At 35.9% G+C, this 17167-nt stretch carries 25 protein-coding genes; 1 reads left to right on the top strand and 24 read right to left on the bottom strand.

Annotation, left to right across the window (positions count from 1 at the left end; all coding sequences use genetic code 11):
• Positions 1–5: 5 nt before the first annotated feature.
• The 7 genes from B1B04_RS08475 to B1B04_RS08445 form a co-directional block, all read right to left on the bottom strand.
• A complete protein-coding gene (locus B1B04_RS08475) occupies positions 6–1097 on the bottom strand; it encodes a PIN domain-containing protein (protein WP_079561022.1) in 1092 nt (363 codons plus the stop codon).
• Between the two features lie 65 nt (positions 1098–1162).
• Positions 1163–1942, bottom strand: a complete 780-nt coding sequence (locus tag B1B04_RS08470; protein ID WP_079561021.1) for a minor capsid protein — start codon at positions 1940–1942, stop codon at positions 1163–1165.
• Positions 1935–3269: an anti-CBASS protein Acb1 family protein gene (locus B1B04_RS08465; RefSeq protein WP_079561020.1), complete on the bottom strand. Its 1335-nt coding sequence runs from the start codon at positions 3267–3269 to the stop codon at positions 1935–1937. Before B1B04_RS08465 ends, B1B04_RS08470 begins: the two co-directional genes overlap by 8 nt.
• 8 nt (positions 3270–3277) lie before the next feature.
• Positions 3278–4570, bottom strand: a complete 1293-nt coding sequence (locus tag B1B04_RS08460; RefSeq protein WP_094075085.1) for a PBSX family phage terminase large subunit — start codon at positions 4568–4570, stop codon at positions 3278–3280.
• Positions 4567–5373 (bottom strand): phage terminase small subunit, encoded by an 807-nt coding sequence (gene terS, locus B1B04_RS08455; RefSeq protein WP_079561018.1) that lies wholly within the window; start codon positions 5371–5373, stop codon positions 4567–4569. The genes B1B04_RS08460 and terS overlap by 4 nt, the downstream gene beginning before the upstream one ends.
• Positions 5374–5486: 113 nt before the next feature.
• Positions 5487–6413 carry a DUF2971 domain-containing protein gene (locus B1B04_RS08450; RefSeq protein ID WP_170938933.1) on the bottom strand — a complete coding sequence of 309 codons (927 nt, stop codon included), beginning with the start codon at positions 6411–6413 and terminating at the stop codon, positions 5487–5489.
• Positions 6414–6571: 158 nt separating this feature from the next.
• Positions 6572–7216, bottom strand: coding sequence for a motility associated factor glycosyltransferase family protein (locus tag B1B04_RS08445; RefSeq protein WP_079561016.1), 645 nt, complete (start codon positions 7214–7216; stop codon positions 6572–6574).
• A 271-nt stretch (positions 7217–7487) separates the two neighbouring features.
• Between B1B04_RS08445 and B1B04_RS25595 the strand changes: the two genes are divergently transcribed.
• Positions 7488–7655 carry a hypothetical protein gene (locus B1B04_RS25595; protein WP_094075084.1) on the top strand — a complete coding sequence of 56 codons (168 nt, stop codon included), beginning with the start codon at positions 7488–7490 and terminating at the stop codon, positions 7653–7655.
• 35 nt (positions 7656–7690) lie between these two features.
• Here B1B04_RS25595 and B1B04_RS25590 read toward each other — a convergent pair whose 3' ends face one another.
• From B1B04_RS25590 to B1B04_RS08355, 17 genes are all read right to left on the bottom strand, one after another.
• Positions 7691–7864, bottom strand: coding sequence for a hypothetical protein (locus tag B1B04_RS25590; RefSeq protein ID WP_170938932.1), 174 nt, complete (start codon positions 7862–7864; stop codon positions 7691–7693).
• Positions 7865–8365: 501 nt separating this feature from the next.
• Positions 8366–9019: a hypothetical protein gene (locus B1B04_RS08435; protein WP_079561015.1), complete on the bottom strand. Its 654-nt coding sequence runs from the start codon at positions 9017–9019 to the stop codon at positions 8366–8368.
• A 72-nt stretch (positions 9020–9091) separates the two neighbouring features.
• Positions 9092–9490 carry a helix-turn-helix transcriptional regulator gene (locus B1B04_RS08430; RefSeq protein WP_176166744.1) on the bottom strand — a complete coding sequence of 133 codons (399 nt, stop codon included), beginning with the start codon at positions 9488–9490 and terminating at the stop codon, positions 9092–9094.
• A gap of 294 nt (positions 9491–9784) precedes the next feature.
• Complete coding sequence (locus B1B04_RS08420) at positions 9785–10033, bottom strand: hypothetical protein (protein WP_205756632.1); 249 nt, start codon at positions 10031–10033, stop codon at positions 9785–9787.
• A gap of 316 nt (positions 10034–10349) precedes the next feature.
• Complete coding sequence (locus B1B04_RS08410; RefSeq protein ID WP_079561012.1) at positions 10350–10772, bottom strand: RusA family crossover junction endodeoxyribonuclease; 423 nt, start codon at positions 10770–10772, stop codon at positions 10350–10352.
• A gap of 12 nt (positions 10773–10784) precedes the next feature.
• Positions 10785–11372 (bottom strand): dUTP diphosphatase, encoded by a 588-nt coding sequence (locus B1B04_RS08405; protein ID WP_079561011.1) that lies wholly within the window; start codon positions 11370–11372, stop codon positions 10785–10787.
• The gene (locus tag B1B04_RS26390) at positions 11369–11497 is read right to left on the bottom strand and encodes a hypothetical protein (protein ID WP_276207746.1); all 129 of its coding nucleotides are present in this window, start codon (positions 11495–11497) and stop codon (positions 11369–11371) included. Before B1B04_RS26390 ends, B1B04_RS08405 begins: the two co-directional genes overlap by 4 nt.
• Positions 11498–11686: 189 nt before the next feature.
• Complete coding sequence (gene ssb / locus B1B04_RS08400; RefSeq protein ID WP_079561010.1) at positions 11687–12196, bottom strand: single-stranded DNA-binding protein; 510 nt, start codon at positions 12194–12196, stop codon at positions 11687–11689.
• Entirely contained in the window at positions 12193–12399 is a 207-nt protein-coding gene (locus B1B04_RS25920; protein ID WP_079561009.1) for a hypothetical protein, read from the bottom strand. Before B1B04_RS25920 ends, ssb begins: the two co-directional genes overlap by 4 nt.
• Positions 12392–12691, bottom strand: coding sequence for a hypothetical protein (locus B1B04_RS08390; RefSeq protein ID WP_079561008.1), 300 nt, complete (start codon positions 12689–12691; stop codon positions 12392–12394). Before B1B04_RS08390 ends, B1B04_RS25920 begins: the two co-directional genes overlap by 8 nt.
• Before the next feature lie 51 nt (positions 12692–12742).
• On the bottom strand, positions 12743–13795 hold the full coding sequence (locus B1B04_RS08385) for a DnaD domain-containing protein (RefSeq protein WP_094075083.1): 1053 nt from the start codon (positions 13793–13795) through the stop codon (positions 12743–12745).
• A 203-nt stretch (positions 13796–13998) separates the two neighbouring features.
• Positions 13999–14736, bottom strand: a complete 738-nt coding sequence (locus B1B04_RS08380) for a PD-(D/E)XK nuclease-like domain-containing protein (RefSeq protein WP_079561160.1) — start codon at positions 14734–14736, stop codon at positions 13999–14001.
• A 16-nt stretch (positions 14737–14752) separates the two neighbouring features.
• Positions 14753–15655: a hypothetical protein gene (locus tag B1B04_RS08375; RefSeq protein ID WP_079561007.1), complete on the bottom strand. Its 903-nt coding sequence runs from the start codon at positions 15653–15655 to the stop codon at positions 14753–14755.
• A 71-nt stretch (positions 15656–15726) separates the two neighbouring features.
• Complete coding sequence (locus B1B04_RS08370; RefSeq protein ID WP_079561006.1) at positions 15727–16011, bottom strand: hypothetical protein; 285 nt, start codon at positions 16009–16011, stop codon at positions 15727–15729.
• A complete protein-coding gene (locus B1B04_RS08365) occupies positions 16008–16286 on the bottom strand; it encodes a hypothetical protein (protein ID WP_079561005.1) in 279 nt (92 codons plus the stop codon). The genes B1B04_RS08370 and B1B04_RS08365 overlap by 4 nt, the downstream gene beginning before the upstream one ends.
• Positions 16287–16576: 290 nt before the next feature.
• Positions 16577–16843, bottom strand: a complete 267-nt coding sequence (locus B1B04_RS08360; protein WP_079561004.1) for a hypothetical protein — start codon at positions 16841–16843, stop codon at positions 16577–16579.
• Positions 16834–17124: a helix-turn-helix domain-containing protein gene (locus B1B04_RS08355; RefSeq protein WP_079561003.1), complete on the bottom strand. Its 291-nt coding sequence runs from the start codon at positions 17122–17124 to the stop codon at positions 16834–16836. The genes B1B04_RS08360 and B1B04_RS08355 overlap by 10 nt, the downstream gene beginning before the upstream one ends.
• Positions 17125–17167 lie beyond the last annotated feature (43 nt).

The raw sequence follows: 17167 nt of genomic DNA, 5'->3' as shown, positions 1-17167 counted from the left end.
ACTCTTTACAAATGTTGAGATGCAATGGCATGCGCCATTTCTTCTTGAACATTTTTTAAATTGTAATGTGAATTGATTATAAAGCTTGTCATTTCATGAGTATCGCTATTAAAATCACTACTAAAATACAATTCCAACTCTATTTTGTTTATTTTTGTTTCGGTTTGATTATCTTGTAAAAGTATAATATCTTCTGTTGAGGAGACCACATCAATTTGTCCATTAAATGTTAAATCCCCACTTATAATACTAAAATTACCTCTTTCCGTTTTCAATTTCACTTTTTCTATATTTAATAATTCGGATCCACCTTCTCCTTTTCCGAAGTAATAAAGTTCACTAAAAGGACTATATTTTATATATTCTGTCACATAATTCCTTATCTCATTTTGAACTTCTTCTTTTTCCAACACCTTATTCAAGATACTATTTCTAACTTCACTACTCATATTATCCCATGTCTTCACAAATTCTTTAAATTGTTCATTTGTTTCAACGTAGGGCTCTAAAAGATCTGAATTAAGAACCCCGTATGGTTGCTGAAAAACCTTTATTCTTGCTGTATCTTTCTGCAAATCTTTGTGAAGCTCTTGTCTATATAGATAGTCAGTAGAATTATTTGTGATAAATAAGCAATTTTCTAAACAATTCTCCTCAGCAAATTGTGCATAAGTAAGCCAAATAATCGCATCCCTGAATTCTTGTTTTTTTTCTGTAAATGGCTTAATCCTATAAATTGACCTACTTACCAATTCAGGTAATAGATTATTGTCATATTCCAATACAGTAATTTGTTCAGCATTATTGTAATGACGATCAAACCTATCTCTGCAATATTCAACTTCTTTTTCCACATCTTGATATATATCTCTAAAGTAACCACGGTGCTTATCTTGTAAATATTTAGCAGATTTATTAAAAGAATTAATGTTTTCTCTTATTTTCTCCTCATAATGATGTCTAGTTTCCATTAATACAACACTCGAAACATAAACTTTAAAATCATGTTGCTTAAAGATATTCAAAAGATTTTTCATATGTGGCTTTTGTAAAAAAGGATCGTCATAAAAGACAGTAGTATCTAAAAATAAATTCATAATTAATTTTACCCCCTAAATTCATTAAAATTAATTTTAACTTCATTAGGTTATATTAGTCAAAATTAATCAAAAACAGGAATAGCAACACATCTGCAACGATAATCCTCACCAGGCAACACAACACGGCCGTTTGCAGTAGGTGGGTCATCATAAGAAAAAACTTCATTACTGAGCGCTTTATGTGAGTCTCTAACTCTTTCATCTTGAGATGTGAGCCATTTAAACTTATCTATCCCGATTTGTTGGTGCCTTTCTGCAGTCATTTGACCAAGTATAGAACCTGTCTGATCTACAGCGATAAATTGCGCTCTGCTTTCAGCTACACCAACCCGTTCAACTAATTGTTTGCGGATTTGTTTAGCTGTACGACCTTCTTTAACGCCATCACGGACCACATTTTCAATTTCAGATAAGTAGTCATCCTTTATGTTTTTAACATAACTCACATTATCTTTTATTTTGTTATTAAGAAACGAATCTAACCACGGTTCTCTTTGTGCTGGGTCTATAACTTTAACCACAAGTTGATTATCAATGTTATGTTTGTTAAAGCGATTAACGCTTTTCACAAACCTTTCGGCTGCAGATTGTGTTTTTCTTTCACTGAATACTATCTCAGCCTTGTTTTTAATAGCTTTCAGCATTCGTTTGATGCTGTCAAAGATACCATCAACAACAAACTTCGTACTATCTTGTCTGGATTCAATCAATAGTAGTTCAATATGCTTTTCGAATTGCTTAAGAGTTTCATCACCTAGTTCAAGCACCATTTTTCGAATAGCACGACTATAAGTAACTGCTACTGCATCAGGGAAACGTGTAATCGGCACCTTCTTATTCATTGCGACCACGGTATCCTTTGTATACTTGATCAGCTAGATTCTTTAAATCAGCTTCATCACCACTAAATTTAGTTTCGTTAGTTAAACCAAACTGACCAAATCTCGCCTCGCGTACCTCGTCCGTTTCGACAACACCATTCAATAAATATATCTGGTCTGTCTCTGCAACAATCTTCCGTATTTCTGCATCCGTCTTAGCGTCAACATTCCATAACGGATTGAATTGTATTTCCCACTCCAATGATTCAGGGTCAATACGCCCTCCAAGCTCTTTTTCAGCCATTAAAAGCATTCGAATGAGCTTTTCTAAGTGAGGCTTCATTTCGTTCTCTTGATCAGCAACAATGCGAGAATAGTAGTTCATCACATCGTATTGAGCGCCGGTAATAGTTCCTGATTCTTGTCCTTTGATTACTGTTTTAGGCATTCGTGCAGCTCCAGATAATAAATCCCAAACGAAATCTAGTAAATCTTTAATACCTGATACTGATGTACCTTGTTTTGTTAGGTCCTCATCTGCTGCAATCATCGCTAGTGCTTCTGTACGGAACATATAGTCCATAATCATAGATAGTTGCTGCTTATCCTGTGATGATAAGTTATCAATATCCTTAGATTTATACACTTTAAAAGTGAAGTCATGAAGAATCTGACCAACTGACCAAACAGACGTATCAAAAACCGTCAGAATGTCATATAACGGTTCTAAAAGCGAGCGACCTTGCGCTTCCCCTTCAAATCGCCTTGTTTGGCTGTGAAGCAAACGCGAGACGTGTACAGCCGATTCCGTTGTTTGTGTTTGCGTTCCATGACTAGATGCACGATTAATACGTAATTGCTCCAACTGTCCATATTTAATATCGAATACGTCCTCATTAATCAGGAATTCATTAACCTTCATGGAACTAAAAGCATGCAAATAATCAACAGAATACAATTTATCCGTTTGTAATTCATCACTTAATTCAAATGCAGTAGCTTGTGTTACCCCTAAACTAATAAAACCATCTCCTCTGAGACGGTCATAAGTAAACATTTCTTTGAATGCTTTTTTCGCTTTAAGATCAGCAAATTTACTCATAATGTTCCGGGCCAATTGTTCATCTTTCATCTTCAAAGTGAACCAGTTGCGCGTCATATCCTCTGCTGGTATATCGATAATATTTTGAACAATACGGCTATCACCATATAAGTTCGTGATTTCATCATGCGACAATTTACGTCCAACACCTGCAACCTGTCTGGTCAACTTATCTTTCTGATTCGCTTTGCCATTTCCTTGCATGAAGTCATTTCTCATCTCTTTTGCTTGATCTAAGGATTTCATTCAATCACCTACTTTCCTAATAAATTTCTATAGCGATCAATTGGATTCTTTAAGTCTGATACTTCGTAATCATCTAGCGCATACCAAATGGCACTTAATGTATGCGGGTCAATACTAAATTCATCCGGAATGATTTCATCTATTTTATTTTTCTTGTACGTCAGTGTCTGCAACTCAAATATTGTGTTCTCACATTGATCAGAACAATATATCTTTTTGAATCGTTTAACTTTTTTCGTGTATTGTAAGCGTGATCCTTGAAACTTCTTAGCAGCAACCATATTGAAACCTTGCTGACTAAAATACTCAATAGTCTTTGGTTCCGCGCTATCAGCTCTAATGCGCTCTTTCGATTCTTTAAATTCAACTAATTCAATCGCAGTTTTATCATCTGTCATCTTGTTTTTGTAGTATTCTGTGTAGATATATAGATGCTTTCGCTGTTTATCGATTGCTACACGCACTAAAGCGTTATAGGAATCTTCGAACCCGAAGTCCATACCCACACGAAACATTAAGAATGGACGATTACTTTCGATAAAGTCCAACACTTCTCTATGTGACTTCACCTCGAATTGAGGCAACACTTTCACACCGTTAATACCAAAGCGCCCCAAACGTGCCACACGATATAAATCTCGGTCATAATCTTTCAACTCATCCAACTGAGCTATATAACTTTCAGGCAAAAATAAATTATCATCAGCAGTTGAGTGATGATAATACGTGTCATTCTTTATAATTGTTTTTTGTTCATATAACAGCTCGTCATCTAAAATTAATCGCTTATTCAAATCATCTTTGAAAAAGTGTTTATATGACCAGTTATCTGTTCCTATTGGGTTTGTAGAGAGAATCATGTGCAGTTTTAAAGTTGGGTGACGTAAACGTCCAAGCAACTCTTTAAAGCCTGCGTATTTGATTTCTGAACATTCTTCTAACCATACAATCGATATGTTATTTATCGATTTTAACTTTTGTGGCTTATCCATCCCTTTAAAGATGATTTTCGAGCCATTAGGAAACCTGATTTGCATAGGTGACGATAAACATTTCACTCTACCATCCAACCCTAAATCGATAACTATTTCCTCTAACAAGGAAAAAGTAGAGTCCCTATGCGTGTCATATACTTCGCGCACAACCAATGCGGTACGCCTTTCTTGCAGCAACTTTAAAATTAGCTTTAATGCCACATGATAAGACTTACTGGACCCGTAACCTCCTACAAGAAACTGAAACTTGGTTGACCAATCAAACAGGAAATCGTCAAATCGAGGATTAATTTCTTTTTCCATCAATCCTCACCCTTTCTCTTGATAATAATTTCCATAGGTCCGTCATCCTTCTTATCAAGCTTTTCGATTTCAGCTTTCGTCTTCGAAATATTCAGTTGCATCTGCTCAAGCTTCAAGCGACGTTCATCATCTGCATCAGCCATCTCAACAAACTGACGAATAGAAGAACGCAACTCCCCAATTGCTCTCGATTGAGCGGTGAGTAGTTGCGCCTGTCGTTCCCATGCGAACTGGAAGTTGTATTCTACTTCATCTAATGTTCGCTCGTATTTGGATGAAGTTTTACCATCTTCATCGGTTGTCTCAACTTCAGAATAACCATACTTCTCTTTTTTGATTTCTTTGATCATTTCCTCTTTCGATTCAACATGCATGATGCGTTGAGCACGAATGATTGCAGCATATTGAATTTGTATTTGATCCCAGATTAAATCTGCTGGAGAACGCTCATTCATCGCTTCTATGATTTCGAGTGTTTCTTCTGGTAGGAACTTTGAAAAGAAACCGTGCTTCTCTGCGATTGAGTTGCGTTTCGCAAACTTAGGTGTCGGATTAGGATTGCCTCTATTCCCCTTAGCATTCTCATTGCCTTTAGGGGCTCCTACTTGTTTCTCTTTGGTTGCAACCTTTGTTGTTTTTGTTGCATCCTTTTTAGCTGCATCCCTAGTCCACGGATTACCGTTCTTAGCATCACGGCTCTTTTGGCTTTTCACAGTACCTAAAGGAACATCATGTTTTTCAGCCAGTTTAGCTAATGTTATTTTAGTAGTTTCATATTCACGTTTTATTTCATCCCAATTAGCCATATCTCATACACCACCACCTCCACCATTTGTTTGTAATCACCCCATTATGCTAATTGCTTTGTAAAATAAAAAGCACCGTAATAAACGGTGCTTAAACGTTTTAAAAAACTCCCTCAAAATTCAACAACCTCTAAATGATAACTAGACTTATCTAGTTTAATTTGTTTTAAAGGAATCCCTTTTTTCTTTGCTTCAAGTGACAATCTGTTTTTATGAATTTCTTCTACCCGTGCCCCTAAGATGATACTTGAAGGCTTTATAATTGGTAGGTTGAAGCCAATTTCATCTGTTTCATTATGAACAATTATTCTCCATTCTTTTTCGTATTCCCACTCTACAGATTTATTTATAGCAGCTAATGTATGAACTGATATTTTACCTTGTACATCTCTATAATTATCAAGATTTAGTAATTCACTTGTGTAATAAACAGGGTGTAAACCTGTCATAATTTGTTTTTGATTATCTAGATCTAGATTATTAAAATTATATTCAATTACCATCCCTTTATGATTATCCGCATAGTGACTCCACATCAACATTGAAGTGGGATCCTCACTAAAACAAGAAGCAAATACTTTCTCTTGGAAAACATCGGAAATATTTTTAACGTATTTTTCAAATTCTTTATCTGTACCTTCAATATACTTTTCAACTGTGGTAGCTAATATCTCCGGATTATGTTTCAACTTAGTATAATTGTATAAAATGTGTTCCAATGTATCTTTAGTATTGAGTGATTCAATTTCTTCCAACGGGACATTAAACTCCCTAGCAATATTTTCAAGTCCCTCTTTGTGAATGGGATTATGCTCTTTGTTATTAATAGTTAAACTACTATCATATGGATCGTTAAAACCCGTAGCTCTACTAAACCAAGCTGTATCATTAGTTAAATTAGCAAGAGAATATTCATCGATTCTTCTATATTTATATAATGATTGAGGGATATTAAAAAATTTCAATGTTATTCCTTCTAGCGAGTTTAGTTTCTTCGGATCATTCGAGAACATTAAATCTAAATATTCATCTTTCCACATACTCCTCACCTCCAAACCAATCATAAGCCAGAAGGTGAAAAATATGTAATAACTTTTTGCTCACAAAACCACACCAAACTCTGCTCTCTCATCACAAAGTATTTTGGCTGTTTGATGGCAGTTTTCAAAGCAAAATAAAAACATCCCGAAGGATGTTTTTATATTTTTTCAATAGGAGCAAATTCTACTAATAATCGCTTTGTTCCAAATTTAGGATTAGTAAATTCGACTTCAATTTCAGTTAATTCACCACTGGCTAAAACGCTTTTAATATTACCTATCCCAAATTTCTTATGTTTAATTTTATCCCCAATCTGATAGTAATGTTTTTTTATTGTCTCTTTATCTGGTATTTGTTGTTTAATAATTCGTTCGAATTCTAACTGTAATTCTTGTAAATCATCTTTCAATTTTTCATCTAATTCTTTGGCACTTATTTCACTATTGTTTTTTACTGTTTCCCCCACATCAGCTATTACTTCTTCTATTTTATGTCTATAAACTCTTACTAGTAAGTCAGGATCAATCTTATTTACTTTTTCATCCACATTACTTATCTTTTCATTCATTATAGACATCATTACATTCAAACTTGTTGATAGCTCTTGATTATCTTTTGATTGAGATAAAGCAATAAATATGGCTACTAGTGCTAATGCAATTGAAACAGCACTAGAGATAATACTGAAATTCGTTTCAATTTTTAAACTTTTTGCAAATATTGAAGCTATCAATAATATTATTATCCCAATTAATACTCCAAGCAGCCAAACCCAGTCTCTATTAGTCCAATTTTTAAACATATTAAAACCTCCCATCCAATCATAAACTAGAAGGTGAAATATATGTAATAACTTTTTGCTCACAAAACCACACCAAACTCTGCCCTCTCATCACAAAGTGTTTTGGCTGTTTGATGCAGTTTTCAAAGCAAAAGAAAAAGCCCTCAAGCGAAGGCTCTTAATTACGTGCGATTGAAGCATTAGTCCAACCATTACTTGCTTGATATTTTAATTGCAAGTAGGATTTCCTTCTATTCTTGTCGAATTATAGAAATGAAAGGAGGTGTTCCCTATGGCAAAAAATAAAGAACCAGGTAAAGGTCGTGTTGGCGCAGTTAAAGACCGTCACCAAGTTTATAATCCTAAAACTGACAAATGGGTAAAAGTAGATTCAGATACTGGTTTGTTTATGGATGTAAAACAAGATGGTACACCATTTAAAGGTGTAACTAAAAAATAAAACAATTTCCGTTGAATAAATCTGTTCCCATAAATTTATTCAACGGATACTTCAAGAATCTTTAATTCCAACCACTCTTCGTTGATTTTCTGTGCTTTGGCATTTGCTTTCTCGTAACTTGAAAAATAGCCAAGAACTTCTCCTCCATATTTTCCATCTTCTACTTCTAACGTTGAATTCTTTCCGAATAGCACGTATACATTTTTCATTAATTTTCTCCTTTCGAATACATAATTAAAAGCCTCCATCCTAAGATGAAAGCTTTGCTATTGTGGTAATTGTCGAGTTAGCTCACTTTTAGGCCGCGGTAGAGCTGCACCACGTTATATTTGTAAAGCGAATTGCGTTTTTATTTATAGTGCATTTCCGTGCACTTGTTAATCAGTAAGTTTGACTGAATCATGGAAAGTGGACGAAGTTCACATGATAACCACTCCTTCAGCAATTTTTAGCCTTTTTTATTAATTAAGATACCTAATCTCTTAAAAATTATGGGCCGGCCTTGTATGTCTTGCCTCGAACAAGTTTATGAGGCGCAGGTCGGTCGTCGGTCTGTCTTTCCCTAATATTTAGGTTTTGATAAATACCAAGAGTGGAAAACCTTACCGCGCCGTCCTGCCTCCAATTTTACAATATTATTTTTATCTCACCTAATATTGAAAGTATGGCAAGTATGGCAACTTTGGAAAGTGTAAAAGCCTAAATATCACTTACTTAGATTTTATTTCCGCCATTCCTTTGTTTGTTATTTTTTGTATTATAATTCTTTGGTTTTTTATTGATAATAAAATTTCTTTTGCTTTTTCATAATCCTTAGGAATCATTCCCCAAATTATTTTTCTTTCTTGAATTGCTTTTTGTAACTCTGCAATACGCTTCTTCTCTTCTAATGAATGAATATTAATTTCGTATGATTTACGAATACGTTTTAATCTGTTTTGAAAAAATATTATATCTCTAAGTATAATAGTATTACTAACTTCCCATTTCCTATCCCATATATCCATACTAACCTGGTAAAATCCTCTTTTATTTTTAGGATATTCTAGAGTCGTAGCTATTTGATTTTCACCTTCTAAAAATTCAACTACCCTTTCAAATTCATATTCTAATGCTGCATATACCGTTAATTCTTTAGCTAGTTTATTTAACTTTTCATTTTCTTTCTCTTTATTCATTTGATATCGCGCTACTAAGTAAGCACCGAATGCACCCGCTGAGCCACCCAAAAAACTTAAAATACCACTAGTTAAGTTATCAACATTTTGAATATCCCTAAATAAAAATTGTACCGTAAAGACTGTAAAGCTAATTACAAATGTCGCCAATAATGCAACAAAAATATAATCAAGTTTTTTACTCATATATCCACTCTTCCCAAAATTAATGTATTTTCTATTTTATTATAAAACAAAAAGCCTCTCTTACGAGAGACTTTAATTAACCATTTGTTTTACAATACTGTCCTTGATATTCTGAATGTGGGTGTGACTTAATCCCATATTAGTTGCAATCCAGCGCTTAGATTTTCCGTCCAACATCCAGTTTAGGACTTGTAATTCCCTGTCACCTGTAACCTTATCTAGAAGCTTCTGAACCTCTATTAACTTCTTCTCATACTCAGCAACTCGCTTGATGTTTTTCGAACGTCTAATAGCCTCCTGCATAATTGGATCACCTACACCGCCTACTGCTTTCGGTAGTGTAGCCTCGATTCCATACTGTGCCGTTTTTGCCCCAATAACCATTTCTTCTCGCATTTCTTTGATGGCGTTAACCATCCAGTGGTAGTCCGTAATCATTGCGTCTAGCTTGTCTTGCGTTAATAATTTCATAGGTTTGCCCTCCTACGGTATGATATAATAATGTTGTTAAGCACCGTCAAAGGGCATAAACCAATTCTGAGTTGTAGCGTCTGCAAACGCTGCGGCTTTTTCATTTGTAAAAATTACTAGATTTTCCTTTAATTAAATGATATATTATTATGGCATGGTGGAACTGGCAGACACGCTAGCCTGTCAAGCTAGTGGTCTTTTAGACCGTACGGGTTCGATCCCCGTTGCCCGAATCGCCCTCAGGCTGTATAAGTCTGAGGTTTTTTGGTTTTATAAAACCTTTTCCTCAAATGTTCAGTTAATATCATCAATAATTATGTTTGTAACACGACCTCCAAAATCTTCTAAAGTAATTCTATCAGCGTAAAGTTTTTTAGCCTCATTCAAATTTTTTTCGTAACGGCCCATTGATTGGAGCGCTTTTCTCATTGCTTCTTGCTGTTCTTCAGTCCAGTTTGCCCACGCAAGACCTGCTTGGATAATTCTTTTTGATTCGTTAATATCCATTTCAAACTCCCTTTCGTACTGCGCAATATCTTTCAAATTACCTTCACAAAAGTTTTCAGAAAAGTTATACTATTTATATCCTTAATAGTATTTATTTTTTCCTCGAGTAGGTCTGCTAGAACTTCTTTACTCGAGGATTTTTATTTTTCTTACTTCCTCCACCTACGTAAACGACTAATCTGCTCCAGCTCTTTCCCAATGCTTCCTAGTTTCCTATAAGTCTTGCATCTTCCGCATTTTTTTATAGGATCATAAGCTCTACGTTTCGGACACCCTTTACACTCGAGAAAAGCTATATGGTCCTGTTGGTTAATTAGCCTGGCTCTACGCTGTTTTACTTCCTTGCGTACAGTTAAGCACCCCATTCAATCGTCACCTCGGCTCTAGGTTGTTCTGAATAAAACTTACGAACATTTAGTTCTACGATTTGTGCGTCGTCATGCCAAATGATTTTACTCATTCCATCCTTTATGCCCTTAATCAAGTTATCCGCATCAGGTTTCGTTGTAGGTCGCAATTCACCACTAGCTATAAGCGCTCTTTTGGGTCCTGTATGGTATTTCTTCGGTGGCATGAGATAAATATCAGCTTGTAGCTTTATCGGTCCTGTAATCAATTCAGAAGGCTTATTTTGCCATGCTACGATCTTTACAAAGTCTTTAAAGTCCTTACTCTTTGGTGCGTCATGTGTTCTCACGCCTTTCCCATGTCTACTAAAACGCGGACGCTCTTGAGGTTGAATAACTCCTGGTATTTCAAATGTTAAAGTGTTCATATTTCCACATCCTTAATATCCAGCGTTTTGACGTTCATGGTTGACTTTGTTTTTAGCGTAGTAGGCCTCTTCTACTTGCTCCCATGTGAAGCCAAGCATCTTGCCTAAAATGTAGAATTCACTGAACAGCCCTTCCCACGAACCATGACTTTTCCAATTTCGTAATTGTGAAATTGTTGAAGCAACTCCGATGAATTGCACTGTTATATCAGTGTCAAAGAAATCTATATCATCCCAAACTAATGATGTTTTAACGTCAATTTCTAAACCAATACTCAAAATGAAATGCAAGCAATCAACATATTCTTCAAGGAGTGGGTTTCCTACTGTGCCACTACCATTACAAAATCTACATGTTTTCTTAACTACAAAGCTAAGAAGACCTGATCCGTTACAAGGTTGGCATGCCACTCTAGTTCGTGGCTCCTGATCCTTACTCCACTTTTTAAACCCACGCCATTCGTTAGCACACTCACCTAACTCAACCTGTAGTGCAAGTAGCTTCCAGTCAAGATTGTTCTGCTCTAGTAGCTCTGGATGCTCCTGTATAATGCGCTTGTCCAATTCTGCTTGTGTTTCATATAGTTTTGTTAAGTTCATTGTTTACCTCCAACATTCCGATTATCTTTTACATAACGTTCACCATTAAATTCAATGACAGCAGGTTTCTCTCCACGTAACTTGAGGATTTTGACTTTCGTAAACATCTCGCTACCTTTCTTCATAGCCCTTACTCCCTTTCAGTATTAAATTCCAATAGTATTTGATAAGGTCGTGGGTCTTGAGAAATGTAGTTCATCCGACTCGCAACGTTCCAACCTCTCTCCGTATCATCTGCAACCAAATGTTCTAATTCTCGTGATGTTCTAGCCTTGGTGATTTTTCTTAATGGCGCCATATTTACCACCTCTATTTTAGAATGGGAGATCATCTTCGCTAACTTGCATTGGCCCTTTACTATTTGCAAACGGGTCATCCTCTACCTTTAAATAACTTGGCTGGTTGTTATTACCGCCATTATTGCCCTGTGGAGCGTTTTGATTTGCTCCACCTGTATTTGTACTAGATTCGTAGTTTGATACGCCCCGTGAGCCTCCTGTGCCGTTTTTCGGCTCTAAAAATTGAATACTATCGGCAACAACGTCTGTAGTGTATACACACTTGCCATCTTGCCCCTCATAACTGCCTGTTTGGATTCGCCCTTCCAAACCTATTAAGCTGGCTTTCTTCATAAAGTTAGCTAGGTTCTCAGCTTGTTTACGCCATGCTACACAACTTATGAAGTCAGCTTCAGGTTCACCGTTTTGCCCTTTGAATGTACGGTTAACTGCAACCGTGAAGCGACATGTTGCAACTTCATTTGGTGTATAGCGTAACTCAGGATCTTTTGTTAATCGGCCAACAAGTACAACTCGATTTATCAATTTGAATTACCTTCTTTCGTTAGACATACTGTGAATTTGCGTAAAAAGTATACAGATGAATTTAAAAATGCTAGTCCGACAATGAAATTACTGAAATTACTCCCCGTTACTAGTTGAATGAGACATATCGTCCAGACAATACCGCACACTAACGAAATGTACTTCGCGCAGTTCTTGCCAACTAATACGACTCGATTAATCATTCAAATCACCCCAACTAACTTGAAGTACATCCTTTTTGATACTTGGAATGAGTTGACTAGCGGATATTCTAATTACACTTACATTCACACCGTCCAACAAATCATTTACAACACTCAAGAAAAGTGGAGAAGTTAAAATATGATGATGTTCATTTGCAATAGAAACAATGTATTCTGTTCTACCATCACGAGCTTCTTCTGCAAGTTTCGGCTCTATGTTACATGCAAATCGAATAGCATAATCTTCAATTGCATTACGTGATGTTTTTAGCAATTTATCTTTTAATGTCATGCAGCAATAGCCCCTTTCATTCTCATAATCATTTGACTAACATCCACTTTCTCAACCATTCGCTTCACTCCTATTTCTCATTCTTTCAATATTTTCTAAGGCCTTTTGTCTCTCAACCTCAAAATCAATCGTGTTGTTATCAGATTCAGTATTTGGTGTTAGTGGCTCTTCTTTGTTATTACGATTAGCAAACCACTCTGGCACTATTTCTGTTCGACCTTTAGGCTTTTGATAGGATTGGTTAGATTGTTGTCGCTTGTTGTTTTTCTCTCTTTCTTCTTTAGCCTGTAACTGCTGGTAAGTTGTGATCATTTCCTTACGCCAATTTATTAACGTTCCTTCTGCATATTTAATTTTGTTGCGAGCGTTGTTAAATACTGCGTTTTGTAATGCCGCTAAGATTAAATCCACATCTTTATAGTCATCTAAGATGTAACCAAGGAGTTCTGCAATGGTCGGAAGAACTGGTGTAATGTTATGATTTGTAAATTCAACTAGTCTAGCAAAATCAGATTGAGAAGAAACCGACTGACAACCTTCACTGTCTTTTGTTTGTTTTTCTTTTTTATTTTCTTTTTGTTTTTCTTTTTCTGTTTGTTTTTCTTTTTGTCCACGTATCGTTAACGTATCGTAGGAAACCGCATCATTACTGGATTCTTCATTTTCTGACGTAACGTTATACGTATCGTAGTACGACTCGTAGACGATACGTACAGAATCATTCAAGATTCCTTCACCTACCCATTGAATTAATGTGGTATCTTTCACTTCTTTTAGTTCTGACTTCACACAATCAAGAATCGGTTTGCCTCCGCGATTAAGGTTGTATTTGCCCCAGTTTTTAATAGCTATTTCACGAGTTTCCTCATTGTATTTAATAAGTTTGTGATGCTCTCTGAACCTTTGTAGCAGCGCACCAGCACTTTCCATTGAGTAACCCATATCAAAAGCTATTTGCTTTTTGGTAATTTGATAGATGCCAATTTGAGTCGTACTTTCATTCGTCAGCAAATACAGGAAGAAGTATTTATCCTCTGCTGTCATTTCCTCAACCACACGAGGATCGTTCCAAAAAGTTGTGTAGACGTATCTGTATTTAGCCATTTGCCCTCGACTCTCCTTATATTCGAATTTTTTAATCACAGACTTATTAACAATCAGGTTAGGAAATAAAAATAATTTCCCGGGTAAGCGCAAGAAATGACAAGTTTAGTCTTACACTTAAGCACCAAGCGACTGATTTCTTCATTCCTTCGCCTGCTCAAATATCCAAGCAGGCAATAAAACTTTTGGCGGTATATTATTCTTCATTCTAATAAATAGCCAACTTTAATGGTTCTAGTGAGTTGTTTAGTCATCCGACAGTATTCACATTTCCCACATCGTACTGGTTCTTTTTTATAGTTTTTTGCTTCAATAATGCTAGGTAACATAGTTTTCACATACTCAAATTCAAAATCGAAATCAGATATTTCAAATTCCAGTATTTCCTTATCAGGTGGTGTTTCCTTAGTGACTGTAACTAGATATGGAACATAATACTGACCTGTGTTTTGATAGATTATTTCGCGATAAATAGCCATTTGTAGCACATAATCATAAGCTTCAACAAATGATACATACTTATTGTATTTCTCACTCCAATATCGCTTATAAAGGCTCTGAGTGGTCTTTAAATCACTAAATAATCTACGCTCATGGTTTATAGAATCGACTTTAATTTTCCAAGGCACTCCAAATATTTCACCTGTGAAAATAACTTCTTTTTCACCATCTAAAGCAAACATTGCAAATCTATCGTTTTTTAAGGTTTCTATCATCCTGTCTGCTTGTTCAAAGTCAGCGTACTTCCCACCACGACTCTTAAAAATACTGTTATGATGCTCCTCGCAAAACTCAGCAAAGGCTAGATCGCTTTCAAAAGCTATGTGTGTGTACGAGCCAACCATTAATGCAGGAGATAAAGGACGAATATACTCGCCCTTCAACTCAGCGATTAACCGTGCTTCACACTCTATAGCGTTTTTAAATTGAGATACAGACATATAATTTTGGTTCGCTTCATTCGAGTGATAATTCTGGCTGTTCAATTGGAATGACGTTAACATCTTTCTTCACCTCAGTTTTTAGCTGTTCTTGCGATTTTTCAAATTCGGCAGTTAGTCCACTTGTTTGGTTCTTGCCAATTTCCTTGTCAAACCAATCCTCAACCTTTGACATACCATCACACAACGAATTGTATATTTTGCCCAAATCGACATAGTCTCGTTCTGTAAATTCACTTGTTTTATAACCGAACTTGTCCTCAACCATTTCTTGTGTGACTTTAAAATACTCTTTAAGAAGCTTTAAAGCATTTGCTAGTCTATCTTTCAGTGGTTCCGTGTTATTACCTTGCATGGTAACTTCACACTCTTTTAAAGCTTTTTCTACAACATCTCCTGGGATAATACTCAAAATACATGAACGAAGTCGGCGAGCCCCGTCATTAGCTACTTTTTCATAAATATCACGAGGATCAGATAGTATCTTTAAGCCTTTTTTTGTCTTTATTGAATGTTTAACTGTAAAAGTTTTTTCTTGTCTTGTATTCGTTTCTAAATCCCAACAAAAAGCCATAGCTGTCGATTCGCCATTCCGTTGTTCCAATTCCTTAACACCGAAAGAAATGTTCCCCCAATTTTGTGCTAAAACCTCAGCAAGTCGAATTGAAGGTCCAGTAACATTTGTGCCTCCACGTGGGTATGAATACAACGCTGCATCTGCTAATGAAAAACGTTTACATGCATCTAAGATTCTTTTTTCAGCTTCATAAATATTTCTCGGAAATGACTTCGCCATAAATATTTGCCCTTTAACTTCTTCCATTTCACGGGAAGCACTAACTTGTGCTAATGCTCCACCACCTTGAAATTGAGGTTGTCCCATTTGAGGACTATGGAATTGTTCTGCTAAGTTACTCATTGAAATTCCTCCTGTAGTGCGCTATAATGAGCGCAATTAATATGTTTTCTTAGACCACTCTGCCAAGTGGTTTATTTTTTTGTATGAGCAAACCCATAACGCTCCTCCACATAAGCAATTACCTCTGAATCAGTCATGTCATAAGTTGATTCATCCATATATCCAACAGCCAAGTAATCACTGATATTGTCGATGTGTACAATCGCATCACCGATTTCGAAATAAACATCGCCAGAAGCTATGAAACTACCAAAATCATCGTGCATTTCGAAGCTTACAACTGGCTCATAACGCGGTGTCGGATACTCAATACGACCAAGTACCATTGGATTTTCAACTTCTAGAAGCACACTCACGCTATCGCCTCACGTTCACAGCAAACAAATGAAATTCCATCTTTATCGAATCTATACTGTGTCCAGCTTGCGTCATCGTAACCTACGAACGTTTCGACATCGCAGTTACCTAGTTTTTCGATAGTTTCTTTGAGGTGTAAATGTACTAGGATATCAGAGTTAATCATCGCACTATCGCTGTACTGTACACTGATTACATTTTCTGACGGTATTCCGTATTGTTCTAAAATGTTCGGTAAATCAGCAATCCTAGATATTGCTTGATTTAATTTCATACATATCAATCCTTTCGATTATTGTTTTGATGGAATCCCATCAAGCAACTCACAGCGGCAAAGCATACCGTAGGAAGACGTTGTTGCAAGTTGCTTGACGAGAGCGAGATAACACTCGCAAACGTCTGATATTGTGTTATAATAGATACATAACTAAACTGTATGGCTGTTTAATTGTTGCAACCAATTAAGCAGCTTTTTTATATTCATTTAGCTTTGATAACTCCTTTTTATCGCAAATGAAGTGTAAATAAATTAACCTCTGTTTTAATGTCATGTACTTCCACGCTCTAGGCTTGATTCGCATATTTTTTCATTACCTCTCCAAGTAATCCTCTATCTTGTAAATCCTTGATAACCCACATGAAATTTTGTTGATCTCGTAAATGTGCTTTTAATCTTTCAATTTCACGAATCGTTTTATTGATTTTTCTCATGCACTCAGCTGATAAGTGATATTCACCACGGTTGTTATGAACACCTATTGCTACTAATAAATCCTCGTTGCAAGCCTCTAACATAGCTATTTTTAGCTTTAATTTTTCTACTAAATCCATCTGAACATGCCTCCTATAAACATTGGTACTGTTTGTGATAAGTGTGTAAGAGCATTTGCTATTTCCATTCCGAACATCATTGCTGTTCCAGCAAACTCCGATTCGGTAATTTTCAACCATGAAGCGAAGGTGAAAATATCTATTGTCTTTCTACCACTTTCTAATTTGCTGATAGCTGATTGTGTACTATCTAATCGCTCCGCCATTTCTTCCTGAGTAATATTTGCATCGATGCGGAATTTCTTTAACATCTTTCCGACTTTCGCAAAATCTGCAACCATATCTATTTGCCCCTTTATTCCAATTTCGAATATATTCGTTAAT

This window comes from Lysinibacillus sp. KCTC 33748 (assembly GCF_002237755.1).
In the GTDB taxonomy this organism is placed as follows: Bacteria; Bacillota; Bacilli; order Bacillales_A; family Planococcaceae; genus Lysinibacillus.
Note: the sequence above shows the minus strand (reverse complement) of the source record. Positions and strands in the feature narration are given on the sequence as shown.

What these genes read in the sequence shown, in the direction of transcription:
- terS (WP_079561018.1), bottom strand. Translation starts at nt 5,373, where the DNA reads ATGGCTAATTGGGATGAAATAAAACGTGAATATGAAACTACTAAAATA.
- B1B04_RS08365 (WP_079561005.1), bottom strand. Translation starts at nt 16,286, where the DNA reads ATGAAATTAAATCAAGCAATATCTAGGATTGCTGATTTACCGAACATT.
- B1B04_RS08475 (WP_079561022.1), bottom strand. Translation starts at nt 1,097, where the DNA reads ATGAATTTATTTTTAGATACTACTGTCTTTTATGACGATCCTTTTTTA.
- B1B04_RS08360 (WP_079561004.1), bottom strand. Translation starts at nt 16,843, where the DNA reads ATGGATTTAGTAGAAAAATTAAAGCTAAAAATAGCTATGTTAGAGGCT.
- B1B04_RS08405 (WP_079561011.1), bottom strand. Translation starts at nt 11,372, where the DNA reads ATGAACTTAACAAAACTATATGAAACACAAGCAGAATTGGACAAGCGC.
- B1B04_RS08470 (WP_079561021.1), bottom strand. Translation starts at nt 1,942, where the DNA reads ATGAATAAGAAGGTGCCGATTACACGTTTCCCTGATGCAGTAGCAGTT.
- B1B04_RS08390 (WP_079561008.1), bottom strand. Translation starts at nt 12,691, where the DNA reads ATGACATTAAAAGATAAATTGCTAAAAACATCACGTAATGCAATTGAA.
- B1B04_RS08375 (WP_079561007.1), bottom strand. Translation starts at nt 15,655, where the DNA reads ATGAGTAACTTAGCAGAACAATTCCATAGTCCTCAAATGGGACAACCT.
- B1B04_RS08355 (WP_079561003.1), bottom strand. Translation starts at nt 17,124, where the DNA reads ATGGTTGCAGATTTTGCGAAAGTCGGAAAGATGTTAAAGAAATTCCGC.
- B1B04_RS08450 (WP_170938933.1), bottom strand. Translation starts at nt 6,413, where the DNA reads ATGTGGAAAGATGAATATTTAGATTTAATGTTCTCGAATGATCCGAAG.
- B1B04_RS08465 (WP_079561020.1), bottom strand. Translation starts at nt 3,269, where the DNA reads ATGAAATCCTTAGATCAAGCAAAAGAGATGAGAAATGACTTCATGCAA.
- B1B04_RS08435 (WP_079561015.1), bottom strand. Translation starts at nt 9,019, where the DNA reads ATGAGTAAAAAACTTGATTATATTTTTGTTGCATTATTGGCGACATTT.
- B1B04_RS08380 (WP_079561160.1), bottom strand. Translation starts at nt 14,736, where the DNA reads ATGTCTGTATCTCAATTTAAAAACGCTATAGAGTGTGAAGCACGGTTA.
- B1B04_RS08430 (WP_176166744.1), bottom strand. Translation starts at nt 9,490, where the DNA reads ATGAAATTATTAACGCAAGACAAGCTAGACGCAATGATTACGGACTAC.
- B1B04_RS08410 (WP_079561012.1), bottom strand. Translation starts at nt 10,772, where the DNA reads ATGAACACTTTAACATTTGAAATACCAGGAGTTATTCAACCTCAAGAG.
- B1B04_RS08445 (WP_079561016.1), bottom strand. Translation starts at nt 7,216, where the DNA reads ATGTTTAAAAATTGGACTAATAGAGACTGGGTTTGGCTGCTTGGAGTA.
- B1B04_RS08385 (WP_094075083.1), bottom strand. Translation starts at nt 13,795, where the DNA reads ATGGCTAAATACAGATACGTCTACACAACTTTTTGGAACGATCCTCGT.
- B1B04_RS25920 (WP_079561009.1), bottom strand. Translation starts at nt 12,399, where the DNA reads ATGATTAATCGAGTCGTATTAGTTGGCAAGAACTGCGCGAAGTACATT.
- B1B04_RS25590 (WP_170938932.1), bottom strand. Translation starts at nt 7,864, where the DNA reads ATGAAAAATGTATACGTGCTATTCGGAAAGAATTCAACGTTAGAAGTA.
- B1B04_RS26390 (WP_276207746.1), bottom strand. Translation starts at nt 11,497, where the DNA reads ATGAAGAAAGGTAGCGAGATGTTTACGAAAGTCAAAATCCTCAAGTTA.
- B1B04_RS25595 (WP_094075084.1), top strand. Translation starts at nt 7,488, where the DNA reads ATGGCAAAAAATAAAGAACCAGGTAAAGGTCGTGTTGGCGCAGTTAAA.